Origin of the sequence: Actinomadura sp. 21ATH (assembly GCF_041951345.1) — a bacterium.
Lineage (GTDB): Bacteria > Actinomycetota > Actinomycetes > Streptosporangiales > Streptosporangiaceae > Spirillospora.
Window position 1 is genome coordinate 237,180 of sequence record NZ_JBGNUR010000011.1, and the last position, 20,704, is coordinate 257,883.

Genomic DNA, 20,704 nt, shown 5'->3' on the forward strand with positions numbered 1-20,704 from the left:
TTGCCCTACGTGCGCGCGCGGGGCGTCCGCTTCCACGTCGTCGAACTCGGCGCCGACCCGGGCGGCGGCGCCGGCGAACCCCTGGTCATGCTGCACGGTCTCACCGGCAGCGCCGCGTCGTGGTTCTTCAGCGTCGCCCCGGCGCTGGCGCGGACGCGCCCGGTACGGCTGCCCGACTGGCGCGGCCACGGGATGAGCGAGCGCACCGCGACCGGCTACGACACCGCGACGCTGGCCGCGGACCTGGCCGAGCTGACCGCCGGGCTGCCGCCGTTCGCGATCGCCGGGCACAGCTACGGCGCCGTCGTCGCGGTGCGGTTCGCCCGCGCCCATCCCGGCCGGGTCACCCGGATGGCGCTGATCGACCCGCCGTTCGGGATGCGGTTCGCCGGCGGCGGCCCGCACGCCGGGCACGCGCTGTGCGGGACGAGCCTGCGGGCCGACCTGGCCGCGGAGCCCGCCGTGACCGGCGGCGAGCTGGCGGCCCTGCGCGGCCTGCCGGTGCTGACCGTCGTCGGCGCCGACTCCCCGTTCCGGCGGGCCGGGGAGCTGGTCGGCGGCGCGCTGCCGGCGTCCCGGCGGCACGTGCTGCCCGGCGGCCACGACCTGCACATCACGGCGCGGGCCCGGCTGGCGCCGCTGCTGGAGGACTTCCTGACCGAGAGCGAGGAGGCTCATGCCTGAGGTGACCGCGCGCGGGACCCGCTTCCACGTCCAGACGATCGAGCCCCGCGGTGGCCCGGCCCCCTGCTCGGCGGCGCCGCCGCCCACCGTGGTGTTCGTCCACGGGCTGGTGATGGACAACCTGTCGAGCTTCTACTCCACCCTGGCCTGGCCGGTGGCCGCGGCCGGGGCGCGCGCCGTCCTGTACGACCTGCGCGGCCACGGCCGCTCGGAGCGCACGCCCGCCGGGTACGGCGCCGCCGACGCGGTCGCCGACCTGTTCGCGCTGCTGGACGAGCTGGGGCAGCGGCGGCCGGTCCACCTGGTCGCCAACAGCTTCGGCGGGGTGATCGCGCTGAACGCGGCGCTGGCCCGCCCGGACCGGGTCGCGGGGCTGGTGCTGATCGAGGCGCACGGGCCGGCCGAGCGGCCCGTCGAATGGTCCGAGGAGATGCTGAACTCGCTCGGCAAGTTCGGGCTCGTCCTGGAGTACGAGGAGCTGTCCGGCCGGCTGATGGACACCGGCGACCGCCGCCACGGCAAGCAGGTCGCCACCGCCGAGGCGCTGGTCAACGGCACCACCCTGATCGACGACCTGGCCGCGGCCCGGCCCGTCCCGCCCGCCGAGCTGGCCACGCTGGCCTGCCCCGTGCTGGCGGTGTACGGGGAGCACTCCGGCCTCGCCGGGACGGGGCGGCTGCTGCTGCGCTCGGTGCCCGGCTGCACGCTGCACATCATGGCGGGCCACGCGCACACGGTGCTGCGCGAGGGCACCGCCGAGCTACTGGAGGTCATGTTGCCCTGGCTGTCCCACCACGCGGGCACGAAGGTCCCCGCCGCGGTGAACGGGGACCCGCTGAACGGGGACCCGCTGAACGAGGTCGCGGTGAACGGGGTCGCGCCGTGAGCGGGCGGCGGGTGAGCGTCCCGTCGCTGCTCGGGCCCGACGCCGTGGCCGCCCGCCCGGCCCGCGGCGGCGAGGGGGCGCGGCGCCGGTTCCTGTTCGCCGTGCCGCCGCTGACCGGGCACGTCAACCCGACCGTGGCGGTGGCCGCGGAGCTGGGGCGGCGCGGCCACAAGGTCGCCTGGGTGGGCCAGCGGGCGTTCCTGGAGCCGCTGCTGCGGCGCGGCTCGCAGATCTTCTCCGCCGAGGACGCGGCGTTCGCCGAGCGGCTGGAGCGGGCCCGGCTGGAGTGGCTGGGCCTGCGCGGCCCGGCCGCGCTGCGGTTCCTGTGGGAGGAGTTCATCGTCCCGCTCGGGCACGCGATGATGCCCGGCGTCGAGGCGGCCGTGAAGCGGTTCCGCCCGGACGTGGTCGTCTCCGACCAGCAGGTGCTGGCCGCTCCGGTGGTGGCGCGGCTGCGCGGCGTCCCGTGGGCGACGTCCGCGACCACCTCCGCCGAGTTCACCCGCCCGCTGGCCGGGATGCCGCTGGTGGAGGAGTGGGTGCGGGAGCGGATCGGCGACTTCCAGCTCGACCACGGCATCGAGGACCTGATCGACCTGCGGTTCTCCGACCACCTGGTGCTGGCGTTCTCCACGTCCGCGCTGATCGGCGACACGTCGTTCTTCCCCGACCACTTCGCGTTCGTCGGGCCCGCGCTGCGCCGCCCGTCCGCGGGCGACTTCCCGTGGGCGTGGCTGGACGAGGGCGGCGGGCGCCCGACGGTGCTGGTCTCCCTCGGCACGATCGACGGCCCGGCGGGGGAGCGGTTCTTCCGGGCCGCGGCCGACGCGGTGCGCGGCATGGACGTGCGCGCGGTGTTCGTGGCGCCGCGCGGGACCCTGCCGGACCCGCCGCCGAACGTGCTGGTCCGCGAGCACGTCCCGCAGCTCACGCTGCTCAAGCGGATGTCGGCGGTGGTCTGCCACGGCGGCCACAACACCGTCTGCGAGGCGCTGGCCGACGGGCTGCCGCTGGTCGTCGCGCCGATCCGCGGCGACCAGCCGGTGATCGCCCGGCAGGTCGAGGCGGCCGGAGCCGGGATCACCGTCCGGTACGGCCGCGCCCGCGCCGCCGAGCTGCGCGCCGCGCTGGAGGCGGTGCTGGAGCGGGACTCCTACCGGGACGCCGCCGCGCGGGTGAGCGAGTCGTTCACCGCCGCCGGCGGCGCCGCGCACGCGGCCGACCGCCTGGAGAAGCTGACGTGACCCTGCTCGGCGCCGGCTGGCCCGCGGCGTTCCCGGTGGCCGTGGCGGCGGGCGTGCTCCTGAACGCGCTGCGCCTGCGCCACCGGCTGTCCGCGCTGCCCAGCGTCCCGCCCGCCGGGCGGGACGAGCCGCTGTGCTGGGCCGGCGGCCGCGAGGAGGCGGGGCCGGACGGGCCGTACGCGCTGCTCACCGCCGCCAACGCGGTGCTGAGCGGGCAGGCGCGGCGGGCCGCGCTGGTCCACGCCCGCGACCGCGGGCTGCAGGTCCTCGACCTCGTCCCGGCCGACCTGCCGGTGGAGCGGGCGCTGGACCTCGCCCGCGCCCTCGACCCCGCGAAGTACCGGACCGACCCGCTCGCCCGGGGGCGGGGCGCGGGCTTCGCCACCGTCGTCGCGTCCGGCGTCCTGGACCGGGCCGGCGTCCAGGCCGGCGGCCTGGAGGCGGGGGAGTACGGCACCGTCACGACGCGGCTGCGGCAGTACGCGCGGCCGCGCCCGGACGGGGACGGGTACGCGGCCGACCTCGCCGTCGTCCCCTGCCACACCACGCCGCGCGTGCCGCCCTGGAGGAACCGGCGGGCCTGGCTCTCCGGCCTCGGCGTGCCGCCCCTGGCCGCCCTCGGCGGGACGGCCCTGACCTACGCGCTCGTCTGGCTCGCCTTGGCTGCCGACGCCGCGTGGGGGATGGCGGCGGCCGCCTCGTACTGCGCGGCGCCGTACGTCACGTTCACGGGCGGCCCGCTGTCCCCGCGCGACCTGCACCGGACCGCGCTGCTGCGGCTCGTGCAGACGCCCTGGAACCTGTGGCGGACCCTCTACGCCCCCCAGACCGCCTGGGAACTGGACCGGGCGCAGGAGGAGGAGCAGGCCAGGCGCCGCTACCGGGAGGACCTCCTGGAAGGCGTGGAACGCTTCTTCGAGCCGCCCCGCTACGACTGCCCCTGGTGCGGGGCCCGTTCGCTGGACACGCACCTGATCGGCGGCGACGTCGTCCAGGCCAAACCGGGACGGTTCAAGCTCGACCGCTGCGGGGAGTGCGGGCACATCTTCCAGAACCCGCGGCTGAACGAGGCCGGCCTGGAGTTCTACTACCGCGACACCTACGACGGGCTCGGCGCCACCTTCTGCGAGAGCGTCTTCGCCCTCCAGGGCGCCGCGTACCGGTCGCGCGCGGAGATGGCGGCCGCGCACCTGTCGCCGCGGACCTGGCTGGACGTGGGGACCGGGCACGGGCACTTCTGCCGCGTCGCCCGGACCGTCCTGCCCGGCACCGCCTTCGACGGCCTGGACCAGGGCGAGGGCGTCCGCGAGGGGCACCGCCGCGGCTGGCTGCGGCGCGCCCACCGGGGGAGCTTCACCGACCTGGTGGACGAGCCGGCCGGCCGGTACGACGTGATCAGCATGTTCCACTACCTGGAGCACACGCCCGACCCGTTCGGCGAGCTGGACGCCGCCGTCAAGATCCTCGGACCGGGCGGGCACCTGCTGATCGAGCTGCCCGACCCGGGATCGCGCACCGCCCGGCTCCTCGGCCGCCGCTGGGTCGGCTGGTTCCAGCCGCAGCACCTGCACATGATCTCGATGGGGAACCTGGAGGAGGCGCTGGCGGCGCGCGGCCTGCGGATCGTGGATCGCCGGCGCCCCGCCGCGCGCCGCGACCACGACCTCGTGATCTCGGTGCTGACCACGCTGACCTCGCTCGCCCCCTCGCCGGCCTGGCCCTGGGCGCGGCCCGGCGCGTCCCGGGCACGCCGCGTCGCCGGCCTCGCGGCCGCCGTGCCGCTGCTCGCCGCGGCCGCCGTCCTGGACCTCGCCCTCGCGGCCGTCCCGGGGACCGGCAACGCCTACCTGGTACTGGCGCGAAAGGACGAAGGCTGATCGCCGCACCACCGGACCGGATCGTCGACCGGCGCGCCGCCGATCCGGACATCAGGATGACCGCGTACGTCTTCGAGCGGGTCTTCGGGACGGCGCCGGGGGCCGTCCGGCACGTTCCCGGGGCCCTGACGCTGCTCGACGGCCTGACGGTCGGCCTCCCCTGGGGCGTCGTCGCCGCCGCGGGGCCGGGGCCGACCGCCGTCCACTCGATGAACCACCGCACCGGCCGCTACACGGGCGGGCCCGCGCCCGGCTGGGCCGAACCCGCCGTCGCGGCCCTGCGCGCGCACGGCGCCAGGGAGAGCCGGGTGGCGGTGCACAGGGAACTGCCGTTCGCGACAGGGCTCTCCAGCGGGATGGAGACGTTCTCCGCCGTCTCGCGGGCGCTCCAGGACCTGTACGGGCTGCCGCCCGTCCCCTGCGGCGACCCCGCGGGCGTGACGGCGCTCCACGCCCGTCCCGGCGAGGCGCTCCTGCTGAAGGGAGACGACGTCGAGCGGCTGCCGTGCGACCTGGCCGCCGCCGGGCTGCGCCTCCTGATCGTGGATCCGGGCACGGGCAGTTCCCGGCCGTCGGCGCCGGGCCACGGGGAACGCGCCGCCGCGGCTCTCCGCGCGGGCGATCTCGACGCCTTCGGAGCCGCCCTCACCGCGGCCCGCACGAGCGGCGCGCCGGTCTTCGACACCGCGCTGGACGCGGCCCGCGCCGCCGGGGCGCTCGGCGGGCTGGCGGTCGGGCGCTGCGCGGTGGCGCTGGTCCCGCTGGAGGCCGTACCGGCCGTCCGGCGGCGGGTGAACGAGGCGCTGGACGGCCTGGTCAGCCGCCCGCCGCGGTTCCTCACCGCCGTGCCGTCCGGCCCCCGCGAGAGCCGCGCCGCCGGTCAGAGCTTGGGCGTGAACGGGCGCCGGTAGTCGGGATCGTCCGGCTGGACCAGGCCGCGCAGCGCCGTCTCCACCAGCTCGATCCCGCGCAGCAGCTCGACCAGCCGGGCGCCCTCGCGGCGGTAGGTGTCGAGGACGGCCTCGATGCCGTGCGGCGGGACCGTGTCGGCGAGATCGACCCTGGCCGTGCGGAAGCCGTCCCGGGCCGCCTCGACGGACGCGTTCACATGGTGCCGGGCCATCCGGGCCAGGGCGACGGGGTAACGGCGCAGGACCCCGTACCGGCGGTACTCGGGCGGCACGAGCTCGAGGAGCCAGGCCAGCGCCGTGTCCTCGAAGCGCTCGGAGCCCGGAGGATGGACCTGGGCCGGCCAGCCGGGCGGAACGTACGTGCTCACACCGTCACGGTACCCCAAGTTCGAACATATGTTCGAGAGCGATTTTGCCTAGGTCGACTCGCCGGGCCGTCCCGGCCCCTGGGCGCGGCGGATCCGGATCTTGCCCGACTGCAGGTCGTCGCGGCCGTCCCGGTCGCCGGCCACCTCGTGGTCGTCCTGGCGGCGTGTCTTCTGCGCCTCCTGCTCCTCCTGCTTGACCTTCTTGGAGCCCTCGAACGCCGACGCCAGATCCTCGAACATGCCGCCGCCGAAACCGGCCCCGGTCTCGCCGTCGCCGCGGATCGCGCCCATCAGCGACCGGCCGCCGGTGCCGTCCTGCGGCCAGTCGACGGCCTCCGGCTCGGCGGCGGGCTTGGCCGTCCCCATCGGGCGGCCCTTGACGCGCTTGCGGCGACGGAAGGGTGACCTCACACGAACTCCAACGCGACGGACCTCCGAATTGATCCCGCCCCGGGCGAAGCGGGTGGAAGAGCAGGCGAACCCTCCCCACCGCGGCGGAACCGGGGATCGCCCGGGCCTCCGCGGAGACCACACGATATCCGGTACCGACCTCACCCCCACCCCGCTCACCCGCGACCACGCTTTCCCGCCCAGAGTTCCTCCCAGTTCATCCCCCGGAGCGGCTCCCACTTCATCCGACCCGAGATCCCTCCCACCTCACCCGGCCGTGATCTCCTCCACCTCATCCCGCCCTGTGTTCCTCCAACCTCATCCCGCCCTGTGTTCCTCCCACCTCACCCCGCCCTGTGTTCCTCCCACCTCACCCCGCCCTGTGTTCCTCCCACCTCATCCCGCCCTGGTCTCCTCCCACCTCAACCCACCCCGGAGCCGGTAGCCTGCGGGACGTGCGCCTATCCCGAGCCGTCGCGGCCCTAGAGGAGATGTACCCGCCGTCCTGGGCCGAGCCGTGGGACGCCGTCGGCCTGGTCTGCGGCGACCCCGACCAGGAGGTCGGGCGGGTGCTGCTCGCCGTCGACCCGGTCGCCGCCGTCGTGGACGAGGCGCTCGAATGGGGCGCCGACCTGATCGTCACCCACCATCCGCTGCTCCTGCGCGGCGTGCACGGCGTCGCCGCCACCACGCCCAAGGGGCGGCTGATCCACCGGCTGATCAGGAACGGCGTGGCGCTCTACACCGCCCACACCAACGCCGACGTCGCCGACCCGGGCGTCTCGGACGCGCTGGCCCGCGCCGTCGGCCTCACCGGCGGCCTGCGCCCGCTCGCGCCCTCGGCCGACGACCCGCGCCGCGGCCTCGGCCGGATCGGGGAGCTGCCGGAGCCGATGACGCTGCGCGCGTTCACCGCCCAGGCCGCCGCCGGGCTGCCCGCCACCGCCTGGGGCGTCCGGGCCGCCGGCGACCCCGACCGGACGGTCCGTACCGTCGCGGTCTGCGGCGGCGCGGGCGACTCGCTGCTGGACACCGCGCGCGCCGCCGGCGTGGACGTCTACCTCACCGCCGACCTGCGGCATCATCCCGCCAGCGAGCACACCGAGCGCGGCGGGCCGGCCCTGGTCGACGCCGCGCACTGGGCCACCGAATGGCCCTGGCTGGCCGACGCGGAACGGCGGCTCGCCGAGGCCGGCACGTTGCAGACCCGGGTGTCCGCGCGCGTCACCGACGCGTGGACCCTGCACGACGAAGGAGTGAAGTGAAAGCCGCACCGCAAGCCCAGCTGCGCCTGATCGACCTGCAGGACCTCGACAGCACGCTGGACCGGCTGGCGCACCGCCGCCGCACGCTGCCCGAACTCGCCGAGGTCGACCGGCTGCACGGCCGGCTGGCCGAGCTGCGCGACGCGATCGTCGCCGCCGAGACCGAGGTCGGCGACCTCGACCGCGAGCAGCGCAAGGCCGAGCAGGACGTCGATCAGGTACGGGCGCGGGCGGACCGCGACCAGAAGCGGCTCGACTCCGGCCAGGTCACCTCCGCCAAGGACCTGTCCGGGCTCCAGGCCGAGATCGCCTCGCTCCAGCGCCGCCAGTCCGACCTGGAAGAGGTCGTACTGGAGATCATGGAGCGGCGCGAGGAGGCCGAGGGCAGGGTCACCGCGCTCAAGGCCGACCGCGCCGCCGCCCAGGAGGAGCACGACGCCGTCGTCGCCCGCCGGGACGCCGCCCAGCAGGAGATCGACGAGGAGAGCGGCACCACCAGCGCCGCCCGTACCGCCGTGTCCAAGGACGTCCCCGAGGACCTCCTGAACCTGTACGAGAAGCTGCGCGGCCAGTTCGGCGGCGTCGGCGCCGCCAAGCTGTACCGCGGCGCCTGCCAGGGCTGCCACCTGGCCCTCAACACCGTCGACCTGAACCGCATCCGCGCCGCCGCCGAGGACGAGGTCATCCGCTGCGAGGAGTGCCGCCGCATCCTCGTCCGCACCCCCGAGTCGGGCCTGTGAGCGCGGGCACGGCGGCCGGGCCGAGGCCATGAGCAGGAAGCTGATCATCGAGGCGGACGGCGGGTCCCGGGGCAACCCGGGGCCCGCGGGCTACGGCGCGCTCGTCCGCGACGCCCTCACCGGCGAGGTGCTCGCCGAGGTCGCCGAGGCCATCGGCACCGCCACCAACAACGTCGCCGAGTACCGCGGCCTGATCGCCGGCCTGCGCGCCGCCGCGGACCTCGACCCCGCGGCCCGCGCCGAGGTCCGGATGGACTCCAAGCTCGTCGTCGAGCAGATGTCCGGCCGCTGGAAGATAAAGCACCCGGACATGGTCCCGCTGGCCCTGGAGGCCCGCGAGCTGGCCTCCGCGCTCGGCTCCGTCGCGTACACGTGGATCCCCCGCGCCCGCAACGCCCACGCCGACCGGCTGGCGAACGAGGCCATGGACGCCGCCGCCCGCGGCGAGGAGTGGTCCCGCGACGAGGAGCCCGACGACGAGGGCGAGAGAGCCGCCTGGACGCCGCCCTCCAGCACCCCGACCCGTACCCTCCTCCTCCGCCACGGCGAGACGCCCTACTCGATCGAGAAGCGCTTCGCCGGCGGCGGCGACATCCCCCTCACGGAGAACGGCCTGCTCCAGGCCCGCGCCGCGGCCCGCGCGATCAAGGACATCGACGCGATCGTCACGTCCCCGCTGCGCCGCTGCCGCGACACCGCCGCCGAGATCGCCGCCGCCACCGGCGCCGGCATCAGGATCGAAGAAGGCTTCCGCGAGACCGACTTCGGTGCCTGGGAGGGCCTCACCTTCGCCGAGGCCGACCGGAGATGGCCCGCCGAACTCAAGGCATGGCTGGCCGACCCCGACGTCGCCCCGCCCGGCGGCGAGAGCTTCGCCGAGGTCTCCCGCCGCGTCCGCACCGCCCTCGACAAGCTCAAGGTCCGCCACCGCCACAAGACGGTCCTCGTCGTCTCCCACGTCACGCCCATCAAGCTCCTGATCAAGGACGCCCTGGGCGCCCCCATGACGTCCCTCTACCGCATGCACCTGGACGTGGCGGCCCTCTCCGCCATCGACTGGTACGACGACGGCCCGGCCTCACTCCGCTCCTTCAACGACACCCACCACCTCTGAAACCGGTACCCTGGCCCGTACGGCGGACGAGCCGGCCGGACGGCCGCGTCGGGGCAGCAGCCCCGCCGAGGAAGGTCCGGGCTCCACAGGGCAGGGTGGTCGGTAACGCCGACCCGGGGCGACCCGCGGGACAGTGCCACAGAAAACAGACCGCCACCTTCGGGTGGTAAGGGTGAAACGGTGAGGTAAGAGCTCACCAGCGCCCACGGTGACGTGGGCGGCTAGGTAAACCCCACCTGGAGCAAGGTCAAGAAGGGACGCCGGCAGGCGTCCCGCGCAGGCGTTCGAGGGCGGCCCGCCCGAGCCTGCGGGTAGACCGCTGGAGGCCGCCGGCAACGGCGGCCCGAGATGGATGGCCGTCCCCTGCACGCAGGGACAAAACCCGGCCTACAGGCCGACTCGTCCGCCCCTCGCCCTCTGCCTGTCCGGTTGCCGGGGAGGGGAATGGCGTCATCGCGATCGAACATGCCTTCGCTGATCAACCCTGCCGGCCGCCCAAGTCGGGGTTCGGGTGGTTTCGGGGTATAGGCGGGGAGAGCGTGGGAGGTGTGGATGGTGGTACGGGGAGCGTGGCCGCGGCTGCGGGTGGCGGACTGGACCGAGACGCGGGACACGTTGCACATGTGGACCCAGATCGTCGGCAAGGTGCGGCTGGCGCACGCGCCGCTGGTGAACCACTGGTGGCAGGTGACGTTGTACGTGAGTCCGCGCGGGCTGACGACGTCGGCCGTCCCGTACGGGGACGGGGCGTTCGACATGGAGTTCGACTTCGTCGAGCACGTGCTGCGCGTCCGGGGGAGTGACGGCCCGAGCCGGGCGGTGGCGCTGGAGCCCAAGCCGGTGGCGGACTTCTACGGCGAGACGATGGGGGCGCTGAAGGAGCTCGGGATCGAGACGGCGATCCAGGGGTCGCCGAACGAGGTGGATCCCGTGATCCCGTTCGCGGAGGACCGCCAGCACGCGTCGTACGACGCGGAGGCGGCGCACCTGTTCTGGCGGCAGCTGCTGCAGGCGAACCGGGTGATGGGCGAGTTCAGGTCCCGGTTCGTGGGCAAGGTCAGCCCGGTGCACTTCTTCTGGGGCGCGATGGACCTGGCCTGCACGAGGTTCTCGGGACGGCCGGCGCCGCCGCATCCGGGCGGTGCGCCGAACTGCGGTGACTGGGTGATGGTCGAGGGGTATTCGCGGGAGCTGGCCAGCTGCGGTTTCTGGCCGGGCGGCGGCGAGGAGGGCGCCTTCTACGCCTACGCGTACCCGGAGCCGGAGGGGTACGCGGATCGTCCGGCCGCTCCGGAGGGCGCCTTCTACAGCCGCGAGAACGGCCAGTTCCTGCTGCCGTACGAGGCGGTCGCCGATGCGGAGGATCCGGACGGGGCGCTGATGGACTTCCTGGAGTCGACGTACGTGGCGGCCGCGGACCTTGCGGAGTGGGACCGGGCCGCGCTGGAGGAGGATCCCGGCCGCTGGGAACGGCACCGGCGCCGATGAGGGCCGCTACATGCGCGATCCCGGCGGCCGCCCATCGAGGTCGGGCAGGCGACCGGGATGCTGAGGGCGTCATCGCCGAAATGTCCGCCCGGCCGGCTCCCGGACGTGGTTCGCTCCTGGCGTGATGGGGTTCCGGTGCAGGGGCCGCGCGGGCAGAGTGGCCGGTATGAGGCTGCTGATCTTGGGTGGTACGGAGTTCGTCGGGCGGGCGTTCGTGGAGGAGGCGCTGGCCAGGGGCGACGAGGTGACCGTGCTCAACCGGGGGACCCATCCGGCCCCTGAGGGCGTGACGGCGCTGCGCGGTGACCGGCGGGAGCCGGGCGGGCTGGCGGCGGCCGGGCGGGGCGAGTGGGACGTGGTCGTCGACACCTGGTCGTGGGAGCCGGCCGCGGTGCGGGACGCGGCGAGCGCGCTGGCGGGCCGGGCGGAGCGGTACGTCTACGTGTCCAGCCGTTCGGTGTACGAGTTCCCGACGCCGCCCGGAGCGGGGGAGGACGCGCCGCTGGTGGAGGCGACCGGCGCGGACGCGTACCCGCAGTACAAGATCGGCGGGGAGCTGGGGGCCACGGCCGCGTTCGGGGAGCGGGCGCTGCTCGTGCGGGCGGGGCTGGTGATCGGGCCGTACGAGAACGTCGGGCGGCTGCCCTGGTGGCTGCGGCGGATCGCGGCGGGCGGGCCGGTGCTCGCGCCGGGGCCGCCGGACCTCGGGCTCCAGTACGTCGACGCCCGCGATCTGGCCGGGTGGAGCCTGGAGGCCGCGGCGAAGGGGCTCGGCGGCGCGTACAACATGATCAGCCCGCCCGGGTTCACCACCATGCGGGAACTGCTCGAAACGTGCGTCGAGGTCACCGGATCGGACGCCGAGCTGCGATGGGTGGAGCCCGAAAGGATCCTGGCCGCGGGAGTCGAGCCGTGGACCGATCTGCCCATCTGGATCCCGCCGGGCGAAATGCACGGGACGCTGCACCAGGCGGGCGTTTCCAAGGTGCTCGAAGCGGGGCTGGAATGCCGGCCGGTGGCGGCGACCGTGGCGGACACGTGGGCGTGGCTGCGCGAGGTCGGGGAGCCGCCGCGGCGGCCGGACCGGCCGGCGGTGGGGCTGGATCCTCAGGTCGAGGCGTCGCTGATCTGATCCCAGAACGCCGCGATCTCGTCCCACGGGAAGCGCGGCCCGGGGTCGATGCGGCGGCGCACGAGAACGGACGGATCGTCGGAGGCGGGCACCACGGCCGTGTCGAGATCGCTGTGGCGCACCATTTCCCGCAGGTTGGGGAATCGCGCGCGAAGGCCGCGGAGAACGTCCTTCAACGTCGCGATCTGAGCGGCCGTGAAGTCCTCGGACGGCTCCTGCCGGCGGGAATCGAAATGGTCCGGATGGCGGCCGCTGTTGACCATCTCGATGCCGATCGACGGGGCGTTGTGGCCGCGCACGTGGGCGGCGACGCGGTCCAGCGGGACGAAGCGGTGCGCCGTCCCGTCACGGTCGATGTAGAGGTGGCCGCACACCCGGGACGGCCCGTCCTCGGCCAGCCGCCGGGCCGACTCCAGGTCGGGCGTCTCGGTCGCGTGCAGCACGACCGCGGTCACGTCGGCGGCGGCGCGTACCGGGAGATCGCGGTACCAGCCGACCGGATGGTCCTGCATGATCCGATTACATCACGGTACGTGGCCGCCGAATGTCCGCTCGACGACCCGTCCGGGCGGATAGAAGAAATTTTCAGTTCCCCTCCGTGAACGGGTCACACGACACAAACGATCGCCGCGCGGGCGCATACCTTCCAGGTAGAGCTGATCGCCTTGGGGAGATCGGCGGTGGCGGCGGGGCGACCTGGGACCGGCCCCGCGGAGAGGAGCACCGATGTTCATCGCGGTTACGGCGGTCGCGCTCATCGGATTGCTGGCGTCACTCGTCTATCTGGCGGAGTTCGCACGGGCGAGCAGGAGGGACTCGTTCCGCACACCGGCCTCCACCGGCAGCGCGCGCCGCGCGCGCCGGGTGACGGGAATGTACGCACGGGGGACCGACGAGCAGTCCGAGCGCGGGACGGACGAGCTGGTCGGCTACTAGGAAGGGGCACGGGCCGCCCGGGCCGGACGGCCCGTGCCCCTCTCCTCAGGACGGATCCGGAACGGGATCAGGACAGAATCAGGACGGACTCAGAACGGACTCAGGTCAGCGCCCGGGGCTCGCCCTCGGGCGCCTCGTCCGGTACGGGGACGAAGACCTGCGCGGACTGGTCGAGGACCCGCACGTTGGCGGTCTCGAGGTCGAGGTAGAGGCCGACGAGCTCCAGCTCGCCCGCCTCCACCCGCTCCTTGATCCACGGGTAGGTGAGCAGGTTGTCGAGCTGCTGCATCACGTTGGTCTGGCAGAGCCGGGCCAGTGGCGGCTCGGCGGGGTCGTCGCCGGGGTCGGCGGCCAGGAAGCGGGCCAGGCTGTGGTTGCCGTGCTTGAGCCAGCGCGACAGGCTCCCCAGGTGCTCGACCTCGGTGCCGCCGGCGAGCAGCGCGGCCATGGCGCCGCAGTTGGAGTGGCCGCAGACGGTGATCGTGCGGATGCCGAGCACCTGGGTCGCGTACTCGACGGTCGCGGCCACCGAGTCGTCGGCGGTACGGGAGCCGCGGCGCGGCACCATGTTGCCGACGTTCCGGTTGATGAACAGGTCGCCGGGACCGCTGGCGGTGATGATGTTGGGCACCACGCGCGAGTCCACGCAGGTGATGAACAGGTGCTCGGGCTTCTGCTCGAACGCCAGCTCCGCCATGATCGGCCGGACGAGCCGGGCGGTGCTGCCGTGGTACTCCCGCACGCCCTGCAGGAGCAGCGCGCTCGGCGAGACCTCGGGACCGTCGAGCTCGGACGCCTCTTCGCGCCGCCGCCGGTTCCCCCACGGCGCCCACCAGCGGGCGGGCGGGGACGACTTGCGCGGCGGCGACATGTCACCGGTCACGGCTCTTTCATACCAAGCCTCGTGAACCTCATCGATGTCCACCCTCCCTCCGAGGCGTTCGTGGGCCCGCCGCCATTCGTGCACGGCGTCGAACGCGGCGTGGTCCATGAAGTCCACGTTCAGGTCCAGGTCGACGGTGGCGCCGGCCGGGATCCGCTGCAGGACGGCCGTCACCTTCGGCACGCCGAGGAACGTCAGCGTGCCCTCGACGACCACGTGCCAGCGGCCGGCGGGCGGCGACAGGTCGTCGGCCGCGACGGGGACGCCGCCGAGCGTGCCGAGCCCGCCGCCGAAGTCGGCCGGGTCGCCGTCGACATGGGTCAGGATGGCCGCCTTGCCGTCCGACCGCGCCGCCTCCTCGACCCGGACGTTCACGTGGGTGAGGCGGCGCAGCGCCAGTACGGCCATGACGCCGATGCCGAGCAGCACGCCCTCGCCCAGGCCCAGCAGCACGACCCCGAAGAGGGTGGCGAAGTAGGCCAGCGCCTCGCGGTGGTGCCGCAGGTCGCGTACCTGGGAGGGGCCGAGCATCTTGACGCCGAGCGCGACCAGCAGGGCGGCCAGCGCCGCCAGCGGCACCAGCTCGATCAGCGGGCCGCACGCGAGCGCCACGACCAGCACCCACACGCCGTGCATGACGCCGGAGGCGCGGGTGCGGGCGCCCGCCTCCAGGTTCGCGGTGCTGCGGACGATCACGCCCGCGATGGGCAGCCCGCCCAGCAGCCCGCTGACCGCGTTCGCCGCGCCCTGCCCGACCAGCTCGCGGTCCAGGTTGGCGCGCGGCACGCCGGGGGGACGCTGCCGGTCGGTGGCGACGCTGCACAGCAGCGAGGCCACGGCGGCGACGAGGCCGATGGTGACGACCGCGCCGAACACCTCCGGGAGCGGGCCGTGCGGGAGCGTCGGCGGGTGCACGCCCGCCAGGAGCGAGTCGGGCAGGTCGACGCGCGGCACGTGCCACCGCAGGGCCCAGGCGAGGAACGTGGCGATCGCGATGGCGGGCAGCGGCGCCGGGATCCGCCCGGCGACCGCCAGGACGCCCCGGCCCGTCTTCGGGAGCCGGTCCCAGCCCAGCAGGACGCCGACCGTCAGCAGGCCGAGCAGCGTGGCCTGGGAGTGCGGTGCGACCAGCTGCCCGGGCAGCTCCACGATGTTGTCGATCGACGACTGCTGCGGCGTGCCGCCGAGCAGGACGTGCACCTGCGCCAGGACGAGCACGACCCCGATGCCCGCGAGCATGCCGTGGACGACGGCGGGTGACACCGCCAGCGCGGTACGGGCGACGCGGCAGGCGCCGAGCGCGAGCTGCAGGAACCCGGCGAGCATGGTGATCGCGCAGGTGGCCCGCCAGCCGTAGGTGTGGACGATCTCGGCGACGAGCACGGTGAGGCCCGCCGCGGGCCCGCTGACCTGGAGCGGCGCGCCGCCGACGAGCCCGGCGACGATGCCGCCCACGGCGGCGGCGATGAGCCCGGCCTCGACCGGGGCGCCGGAGGCGACCGCGATGCCCAGCGAGAGCGGGATGGCGACCAGGAAGACGACGAAGGAGGCGAGCAGATCTCGCCGCCACGTGTATACGAAGAGTGGTTTGAAAGACACGTAGTGTATGCAACCAACGCGGCTGCGGTTACACCAGTGACGACACAGATTTCGCACCCGCGCGCCTGTCCCGCGGGCATGCTCGCAGCCGCCGCACACGGCTCCCGCGCCCGCCGCGCCCCCGCGCCCGCCGTGTCGACTCGTGGCGTGTCCGCCGTCGCGGATGGCCGCGGCGGGCGGACACGCCACGAGTGAACCGCTTGGACGAAAAGGGGCGGGGCCCGCCGGTCTTCCGGTGGGCCCCGCCTTGTGTGGAACGTGTGCGCCGGACGTCAGCGACGGTAGTCGCGGTGGTTCTCCCAGTCGTCCTGCTGCCGGTTGGGGTCGGAGTTGGAACCGGAGTACGGCCCTGGAGGCTGCGAGCCCGGGTAGCCGCCCGGCGCGCCGGGGACGCCGCCGCCGTACGCCTGGGTGGCGTTGGGGTCGTACGCCTGAGTGGCGTTCGGGTCGCCGTAGCCGCCGCCCTGACCGCCGCCGAGAGCGGGATCCGAGCCGCCAGGGCCGCCGTAGCTGCTGCCGCTGAAGTCGCCGTAGCGGCCGGCGTCGCCGCCGCTGCCGGGACCGGACTCGCCGCCGAACGACCCGAGCGGGTCGCGGCCGCCGCCGAGCGGGTCGTCGTAGCGCGGCGACTCGCCGTACGCCGGGGCGGTCGGGTAGCCGTCGCCCTGGCCGCCCTGGCCGGGGCCGCCGTAGCCGGAGCCGCCGCCCGGGAGCCCCGAGAAGCCCTGTCCGGGGCCGGCCGGGTCGCCGCCCTGTCCGGGGGCGGGCCACGGCCCGGTGGAGCCGGTGGAGCCGTACGACGACGATCCGGAGGGCGCGGAGGACCCGGACGGCGGCGCCGGCGAGGAGCCCAGCGGGTCGTTCAGCGGGTCGCCGAGGCCGCCGCCGAACGAGCCGCCCGAGTCGCCGGACGAGCGCTGCCGGTCGTTCTGGATGCGCTGGAGCAGCTCGTCCACGGTCGGCAGCTTGTGGCCGTCGGTGTCGGTGCCGCCGCCGAGGCCGCCGGGCGCACCGGACGCGGCCGGGGCCGCCGGCGCGGGAGCGGGAGCGGGCGGGGCGGGCGGCGCCGGAGGCGCGGGCGGGGCCGGGGGCTCGGCGTGCGAGCCGAGCCCGGGGTCGCCGAAGCCGCGGCCGGCGGCCGGGTCGTCGGTACGGCCGAGGGGCAGCCCGAGCGGGTCGGAGGCGCGCGGGTCGCCGGTGCCCGGGAGCGGCGGCGACATCGGCCGGTCGAACGAGTCGGGCCGGGACGCGGGCGCGCCGCCGCCGGGACGGCCGCCGAGCGGGTCGCCGGTGTCGGACGGCGACGACGGCGGAGGCTGCAGGTACGAGGACGATAGATCGTTCCCGCCGCCGTACGACGGCTCGGGCGCCCCGTAGGACGGCTGGTCGAGCCCCGCCCCGCCGCCGTACACGTGCTGGTCGGCGGGCGGCCCGTAGTCGGGCGTGCGGAAGTCGGGACCGGCGCCGCCGTAGGCCGGCTGGGCGCCGGGGCCCATGGACTGGCCGAGCGGGTCGCCGCCGATCGGGTCGCCGACGGTCGAACCGGGGTCGCCGTACGGGGCGGACTGCGGCGGCGGCGGGAAGCCGGGCTGCGCGGGCGGCGGCGGCGCGGACTGCGGGCCCGTCCCGAAGTCGCCGGGACCGCCCGGGCCACCGGGGCCGCCCGGACCGCCGAGCGGACCGGGACCGCCGGGACCGCCGGGGCCGCCGAGCGGGCCGGCGCCCATCGGGACCGGCTGCGTCATCATCGGCTCGACCGGCATCGGCGGCTCGTTGCGCTGCGCGAGCAGCGGGTCGCCGCCCTGCGCGTGCATCGGGTGTTCGTGCACGGGCTCGCCCGGCATCGGCTCGCCGGGCATCGCCTCGTCACCGCGCGCGTTGAGCGGGTCGGCGGCCGGGTCGGCGGGCTCGTCGCCCGCCTTGTCGTGCTGCCAGGGGAACTTGGGCTTGTCGAACGTGATGGTCGCCCAGTAGTCGTCGTCTTCCATCTCGTCGCTGGCCTGGCCGCTCGGCGGGGGCGGCGCGGCGGCCTGCGGCGGGGGAGCGGTCGGGGCGGCCAGCGGGCCGCCGGCGACGCGCCGGTCGAACTCCGGCTCGGGCTGCCCGGGAGCGGGGCCGGGCCCGGGGGCGTACGCCGGGTCGGCGTCGTAGCCCTCCTCGTACCCGTTGTCGTAGCCGCCGTTGTCGTAGCCGTTGTCATAGCCCGGCCCGTTGTCGTACCCCTGGCCGTTGTCGTAGCCGGGGCCGGGCGGGCCGTAGCCGTCGTCGGCCATCTCCTCCTGGGGAGGCTTCCGGTAGCCACGGGGCGGCGGCTGCTGCTCGTCGTCCATCCAGTCGTCGTCGTCGCGCCCCGAGCGGCTGGCCCGCAGGCCCAAGACCACCAGGACGACCACCAGCGCCACGACCACAATGAGGCCGAAGATCACGATGTTCGTCATGCCACCACCCAATGCCTTGGCCCAGCGAGAGTCGCCGGCGCGGCTCCCGGGATCGTCCCGATTGTCGCCAGCGGCCCGGACCCGGCGGACCTAAACCGGTCCCGGCCGACCGCTATGACCGTTGTCACACCCTTCGCGCACATCTACCCTCACACGGCGCGTACCGATTGGCCAACCCGGCACATCCGTCCGAACCGGCTCATCTCCGCACGCCCCTCTCGCCTCCAGCCCCCCGAAGGGTCCGCGCCCGACCTCCGACGCCCGGGGAACGATGTACGTTCCGCGGCCTCGGGGTCAAACGCGACTACTTGCTCCCGAAGTTCCCGGTGATCCGGCCCCGCCCCACCGTGTGCTCGGCGATGGCCCCCAGGCTCTCCTTCAGCGTCGCCCCGCTGCGGAAAGGTACCTCGGTGTCCAGCGCGTAGATGGTGAAGCGGTACCGGTGCCGCTCGCCCTTGGCCGGGCAGGGCGGCGAGTAGCCCACCTTGTCGCTCGTGTTGAGTCCTTGGACGGCCTTGTCCAGTTTGGCGCCCTCGACCAGCTGCGTCGTGGTCCCGTCGATACCGGCGATCACCCAGTGGACGAAGGCGCCGTCGACGGCGTCGGGGTCGTCCATCACGATCGCGTACGAACGGGTGCCCGCCGGGGTCCCCGACCACATCAGCGGCGGGGTCGTGGCCGCTCCGCCAGGGTACGTCGTGCAGGCGTACCGCGTGGGCAAGTCGCGCCCATCGCGGAAGACCGGACTGGACACGGTGAACCATTCCGACAGTTCGGCGCCCGCCTGCTGCGGCTGCCCGACGAATCCGCAGCCGCCGAGGCCCAGGATCCCCGCGAGGGCGAGGGCACCCGCCGCGGCCGGGACCGAACGCCGGTCTTTCCTCTTCATCGCCACACTCCCCGGGCCTTCCTCATCGGGCCCCACCTTAGAGGTTCGCCACCGGTGGAACGGGTCTTTCCCGGGCGGGCGGCCCGGCCCGGCCGGGGAGATCGCGGAACGCGCCTGGCCGGGCCCGCGCGGACCGTCCGGCGGGCCCGCTGTGACGTTGGTCATGTGAACTGGATCGCTCCCATACGAGGAATCGGTAAAGGAGTGGCGTGTTTCACGCCGCAAGCATCGCTGGATCTTGACTATTCGGAAAGTTTTGCAGGTCTTCGTTGGTTTCCCGTTGGTGTTAGAGCGTTCCGTCAGGTAGTTTGTGAATGTCTTCACAAGCTGACCGTGACTACTGAGGAGGCCGCAATGGCCAGGACCGCCGAGGGCACCCCTGGCGCTCCCCACGTGCTCATCGTGGGTGGCGGCTACGTGGGCATGTACACGGCACTGCGTCTGGAGAAGAAGCTCCGGCGCGAGCTCAAGCGGGGCGAGGTCAAGATCACGATCGTCGACCCCAACTCGTACATGACCTACCAGCCGTTCCTTCCCGAGGCCGCCGCGGGCAACGTCTCGCCCCGGCACGTCGTCGCCCCGCTGCGCCGCGTGCTGCCCCGCTGCACCGTGCGCAACGCCCGGGTGACCGAGCTGCACCACGACGAGCGCTGGGCCATCCTGCAGCCGCTGGCGGGCCCGCCGGAGCGGATCTCCTACGACTACCTCGTGATGGCCGCCGGATCGGTGTCGCGCACGCTGCCCATCCCGGGCCTGGCGGAGAACGGCATCGGCTTCAAGACGATCGGCGAGGCCATCCACCTGCGCAACCACGTACTGGCCCAGCTGGAGATCGCCGAGTCCACCGACGACGAGGAGATCCGCCGCAAGGCGCTCACCTTCGTGTTCGTCGGCGGCGGCTTCGCCGGCGTCGAGGCGCTGGCCGAGCTGGAGGACATGGCCCGCGGCGCGGTCAAGTACATGCGCAAGGTCAGCCCGCAGGACCTGCGGTTCGTGCTGGTCGAGGCCGCCGACCGCATCCTGCCCGAGGTCGGCCCCGAGATGGGCAAGTGGACCGCCGAGCAGCTGCGCGGCCGCGGCATCGACGTCAAGCTCAAGACGTTCCTCCAGTCCGCGGTCGGCGGGAACATCGAGTGCTCCGACGGCAGCGCGTTCCCGGCCGGCACGCTGGTGTGGACCGCGGGCGTGAAGGCGTCCCCGGTGGTGCGCAACTCCGACCTGCCGCTGACCGAGCGCGGCCAGGTCAAGGCCACCGAGTACCTCACGGTCGAGGGCGTCGTCCGGGCGTTCACCGCCGGCGACAACGCCGCGGTGCCCGACCTCACCCAGGAGGGCATGTTCTGCGCCCCCAACGCGCAGCACGCCGTCCGCCAGGCCAAGGTGCTGGCCGATAACCTCGTCCGCTCGCTGCGGGGCAAGTCCCTCAAGCCGTACGCGCACAACAGCGTCGGCTCGGTCGCGGGCCTGGGCCTGCACAAGGGCGTGGCCAACACCTACGGGTTCAAGCTCAAGGGCTTCCCGGCCTGGCTGATGCACCGGACGTACCACGTCTCCCGGGTGCCGACCTTCAACCGCAAGGTCCGCGTCCTGGCCGACTGGACGCTGGCGCTGTTCTTCAAGCGCGAGACCGTGTCGCTCGGCAGCATCGAGCAGCCGCGCGCCGAGTTCGAGCTGGCCGCGCTGGGTGACACCAAGCCCAGGGAGAAGGCCAAGGAGAACGCGGAGAACGCCGCCTAGATCGTTGATGGGGGTTGCTGAGGGCGCGGTCAGTGGTCGTAGGCGGTCAGTGATCGCTTGGTCGGGGCGTCGATGAGCCAGTTGTGCCAGATCGCGGCGTTGAGGGCGCAGATGCGCTGGCAC

Annotated in this window: 18 protein-coding genes and 1 other RNA gene; 13 read left to right on the top strand and 6 right to left on the bottom strand. The window is 74.3% G+C overall.

Annotation, left to right across the window (positions count from 1 at the left end; all coding sequences use genetic code 11):
• Nucleotides 1-9 precede the first annotated feature (9 nt).
• The 5 genes from ACA361_RS28530 to ACA361_RS28550 are packed head-to-tail and all read left to right on the top strand — an operon-like array spanning nt 10 to nt 5,602.
• On the top strand, nt 10-684 hold the full coding sequence (locus tag ACA361_RS28530; RefSeq protein WP_375016925.1) for an alpha/beta fold hydrolase: 675 nt from the start codon (nt 10-12) through the stop codon (nt 682-684).
• Nucleotides 677-1,570 (top strand): alpha/beta fold hydrolase, encoded by an 894-nt coding sequence (locus tag ACA361_RS28535; RefSeq protein WP_375016877.1) that lies wholly within the window; start codon nt 677-679, stop codon nt 1,568-1,570. Before ACA361_RS28530 ends, ACA361_RS28535 begins: the two co-directional genes overlap by 8 nt.
• Nucleotides 1,567-2,814, top strand: coding sequence for a glycosyltransferase (locus ACA361_RS28540; protein WP_375016879.1), 1,248 nt, complete (start codon nt 1,567-1,569; stop codon nt 2,812-2,814). The genes ACA361_RS28535 and ACA361_RS28540 overlap by 4 nt, the downstream gene beginning before the upstream one ends.
• Nucleotides 2,811-4,691: a class I SAM-dependent methyltransferase gene (locus tag ACA361_RS28545; RefSeq protein WP_375016881.1), complete on the top strand. Its 1,881-nt coding sequence runs from the start codon at nt 2,811-2,813 to the stop codon at nt 4,689-4,691. The genes ACA361_RS28540 and ACA361_RS28545 overlap by 4 nt, the downstream gene beginning before the upstream one ends.
• 56 nt (nt 4,692-4,747) lie before the next feature.
• The gene (locus ACA361_RS28550; RefSeq protein ID WP_375016883.1) at nt 4,748-5,602 is read left to right on the top strand and encodes a hypothetical protein; all 855 of its coding nucleotides are present in this window, start codon (nt 4,748-4,750) and stop codon (nt 5,600-5,602) included.
• On the opposite strand, the gene ACA361_RS28555 is transcribed toward ACA361_RS28550, so the two are convergent.
• Nucleotides 5,572-5,970 (bottom strand): hypothetical protein, encoded by a 399-nt coding sequence (locus ACA361_RS28555; RefSeq protein ID WP_375016884.1) that lies wholly within the window; start codon nt 5,968-5,970, stop codon nt 5,572-5,574. The two genes, ACA361_RS28550 and ACA361_RS28555, sit on opposite strands and share 31 nt — an antisense overlap.
• Nucleotides 5,971-6,018: 48 nt before the next feature.
• Nucleotides 6,019-6,381 carry a DUF6191 domain-containing protein gene (locus tag ACA361_RS28560; protein WP_375016886.1) on the bottom strand — a complete coding sequence of 121 codons (363 nt, stop codon included), beginning with the start codon at nt 6,379-6,381 and terminating at the stop codon, nt 6,019-6,021.
• A gap of 434 nt (nt 6,382-6,815) precedes the next feature.
• Between ACA361_RS28560 and ACA361_RS28565 the strand changes: the two genes are divergently transcribed.
• The 6 genes from ACA361_RS28565 to ACA361_RS28590 all read left to right on the top strand — a co-directional run bounded on the left by ACA361_RS28565 (nt 6,816) and on the right by ACA361_RS28590 (nt 12,099).
• Nucleotides 6,816-7,625 (top strand): Nif3-like dinuclear metal center hexameric protein, encoded by an 810-nt coding sequence (locus ACA361_RS28565; RefSeq protein WP_375016888.1) that lies wholly within the window; start codon nt 6,816-6,818, stop codon nt 7,623-7,625.
• Nucleotides 7,622-8,365, top strand: coding sequence for a zinc ribbon domain-containing protein (locus tag ACA361_RS28570; RefSeq protein ID WP_375016890.1), 744 nt, complete (start codon nt 7,622-7,624; stop codon nt 8,363-8,365). The genes ACA361_RS28565 and ACA361_RS28570 overlap by 4 nt, the downstream gene beginning before the upstream one ends.
• A gap of 28 nt (nt 8,366-8,393) precedes the next feature.
• Nucleotides 8,394-9,479 (top strand): bifunctional RNase H/acid phosphatase, encoded by a 1,086-nt coding sequence (locus tag ACA361_RS28575; protein WP_375016892.1) that lies wholly within the window; start codon nt 8,394-8,396, stop codon nt 9,477-9,479.
• Nucleotides 9,480-9,506: 27 nt separating this feature from the next.
• Nucleotides 9,507-9,885: RNase P RNA component class A (gene rnpB, locus ACA361_RS28580), an RNA gene on the top strand.
• Nucleotides 9,886-10,031: 146 nt separating this feature from the next.
• Complete coding sequence (locus tag ACA361_RS28585; protein ID WP_375016895.1) at nt 10,032-10,967, top strand: DUF5996 family protein; 936 nt, start codon at nt 10,032-10,034, stop codon at nt 10,965-10,967.
• A gap of 166 nt (nt 10,968-11,133) precedes the next feature.
• On the top strand, nt 11,134-12,099 hold the full coding sequence (locus ACA361_RS28590; RefSeq protein ID WP_375016897.1) for an NAD-dependent epimerase/dehydratase family protein: 966 nt from the start codon (nt 11,134-11,136) through the stop codon (nt 12,097-12,099).
• Here the strand turns inward: ACA361_RS28590 and ACA361_RS28595 are convergent.
• Nucleotides 12,075-12,611: an N-acetylmuramoyl-L-alanine amidase gene (locus ACA361_RS28595; protein ID WP_375016900.1), complete on the bottom strand. Its 537-nt coding sequence runs from the start codon at nt 12,609-12,611 to the stop codon at nt 12,075-12,077. The genes ACA361_RS28590 and ACA361_RS28595 overlap by 25 nt on opposite strands.
• A 214-nt stretch (nt 12,612-12,825) precedes the next feature.
• Here ACA361_RS28595 and ACA361_RS28600 point away from each other — a divergent pair, with 214 nt between their 5' ends.
• Nucleotides 12,826-13,035, top strand: a complete 210-nt coding sequence (locus tag ACA361_RS28600) for a hypothetical protein (RefSeq protein WP_375016902.1) — start codon at nt 12,826-12,828, stop codon at nt 13,033-13,035.
• Nucleotides 13,036-13,135: 100 nt separating this feature from the next.
• Here the strand turns inward: ACA361_RS28600 and ACA361_RS28605 are convergent, their stop codons facing one another.
• The 3 genes from ACA361_RS28605 to ACA361_RS28615 all read right to left on the bottom strand — a co-directional run bounded on the left by ACA361_RS28605 (nt 13,136) and on the right by ACA361_RS28615 (nt 18,844).
• Nucleotides 13,136-15,517: a SulP family inorganic anion transporter gene (locus ACA361_RS28605; protein WP_375016904.1), complete on the bottom strand. Its 2,382-nt coding sequence runs from the start codon at nt 15,515-15,517 to the stop codon at nt 13,136-13,138.
• Between the two features lie 272 nt (nt 15,518-15,789).
• On the bottom strand, nt 15,790-17,955 hold the full coding sequence (locus tag ACA361_RS28610; RefSeq protein WP_375016906.1) for a hypothetical protein: 2,166 nt from the start codon (nt 17,953-17,955) through the stop codon (nt 15,790-15,792).
• A 304-nt stretch (nt 17,956-18,259) separates the two neighbouring features.
• The gene (locus ACA361_RS28615; protein ID WP_375016907.1) at nt 18,260-18,844 is read right to left on the bottom strand and encodes a YbhB/YbcL family Raf kinase inhibitor-like protein; all 585 of its coding nucleotides are present in this window, start codon (nt 18,842-18,844) and stop codon (nt 18,260-18,262) included.
• A gap of 423 nt (nt 18,845-19,267) precedes the next feature.
• Between ACA361_RS28615 and ACA361_RS28620 the strand changes: the two genes are divergently transcribed.
• The gene (locus tag ACA361_RS28620) at nt 19,268-20,581 is read left to right on the top strand and encodes an NAD(P)/FAD-dependent oxidoreductase (protein WP_375016927.1); all 1,314 of its coding nucleotides are present in this window, start codon (nt 19,268-19,270) and stop codon (nt 20,579-20,581) included.
• The last annotated feature ends 123 nt before the right edge of the window (nt 20,582-20,704 follow it).

Coding starts and splice junctions, on each gene's coding strand:
- ACA361_RS28550 (WP_375016883.1), top strand. CDS start 4,748: ATGACCGCGTACGTCTTCGAGCGGGTCTTCGGGACGGCGCCGGGGGCC.
- ACA361_RS28585 (WP_375016895.1), top strand. CDS start 10,032: ATGGTGGTACGGGGAGCGTGGCCGCGGCTGCGGGTGGCGGACTGGACC.
- ACA361_RS28595 (WP_375016900.1), bottom strand. CDS start 12,611: ATGCAGGACCATCCGGTCGGCTGGTACCGCGATCTCCCGGTACGCGCC.
- ACA361_RS28575 (WP_375016892.1), top strand. CDS start 8,394: ATGAGCAGGAAGCTGATCATCGAGGCGGACGGCGGGTCCCGGGGCAAC.
- ACA361_RS28600 (WP_375016902.1), top strand. CDS start 12,826: ATGTTCATCGCGGTTACGGCGGTCGCGCTCATCGGATTGCTGGCGTCA.
- ACA361_RS28590 (WP_375016897.1), top strand. CDS start 11,134: ATGAGGCTGCTGATCTTGGGTGGTACGGAGTTCGTCGGGCGGGCGTTC.
- ACA361_RS28535 (WP_375016877.1), top strand. CDS start 677: ATGCCTGAGGTGACCGCGCGCGGGACCCGCTTCCACGTCCAGACGATC.
- ACA361_RS28620 (WP_375016927.1), top strand. CDS start 19,268: ATGTACACGGCACTGCGTCTGGAGAAGAAGCTCCGGCGCGAGCTCAAG.
- ACA361_RS28615 (WP_375016907.1), bottom strand. CDS start 18,844: ATGAAGAGGAAAGACCGGCGTTCGGTCCCGGCCGCGGCGGGTGCCCTC.
- ACA361_RS28610 (WP_375016906.1), bottom strand. CDS start 17,955: ATGACGAACATCGTGATCTTCGGCCTCATTGTGGTCGTGGCGCTGGTG.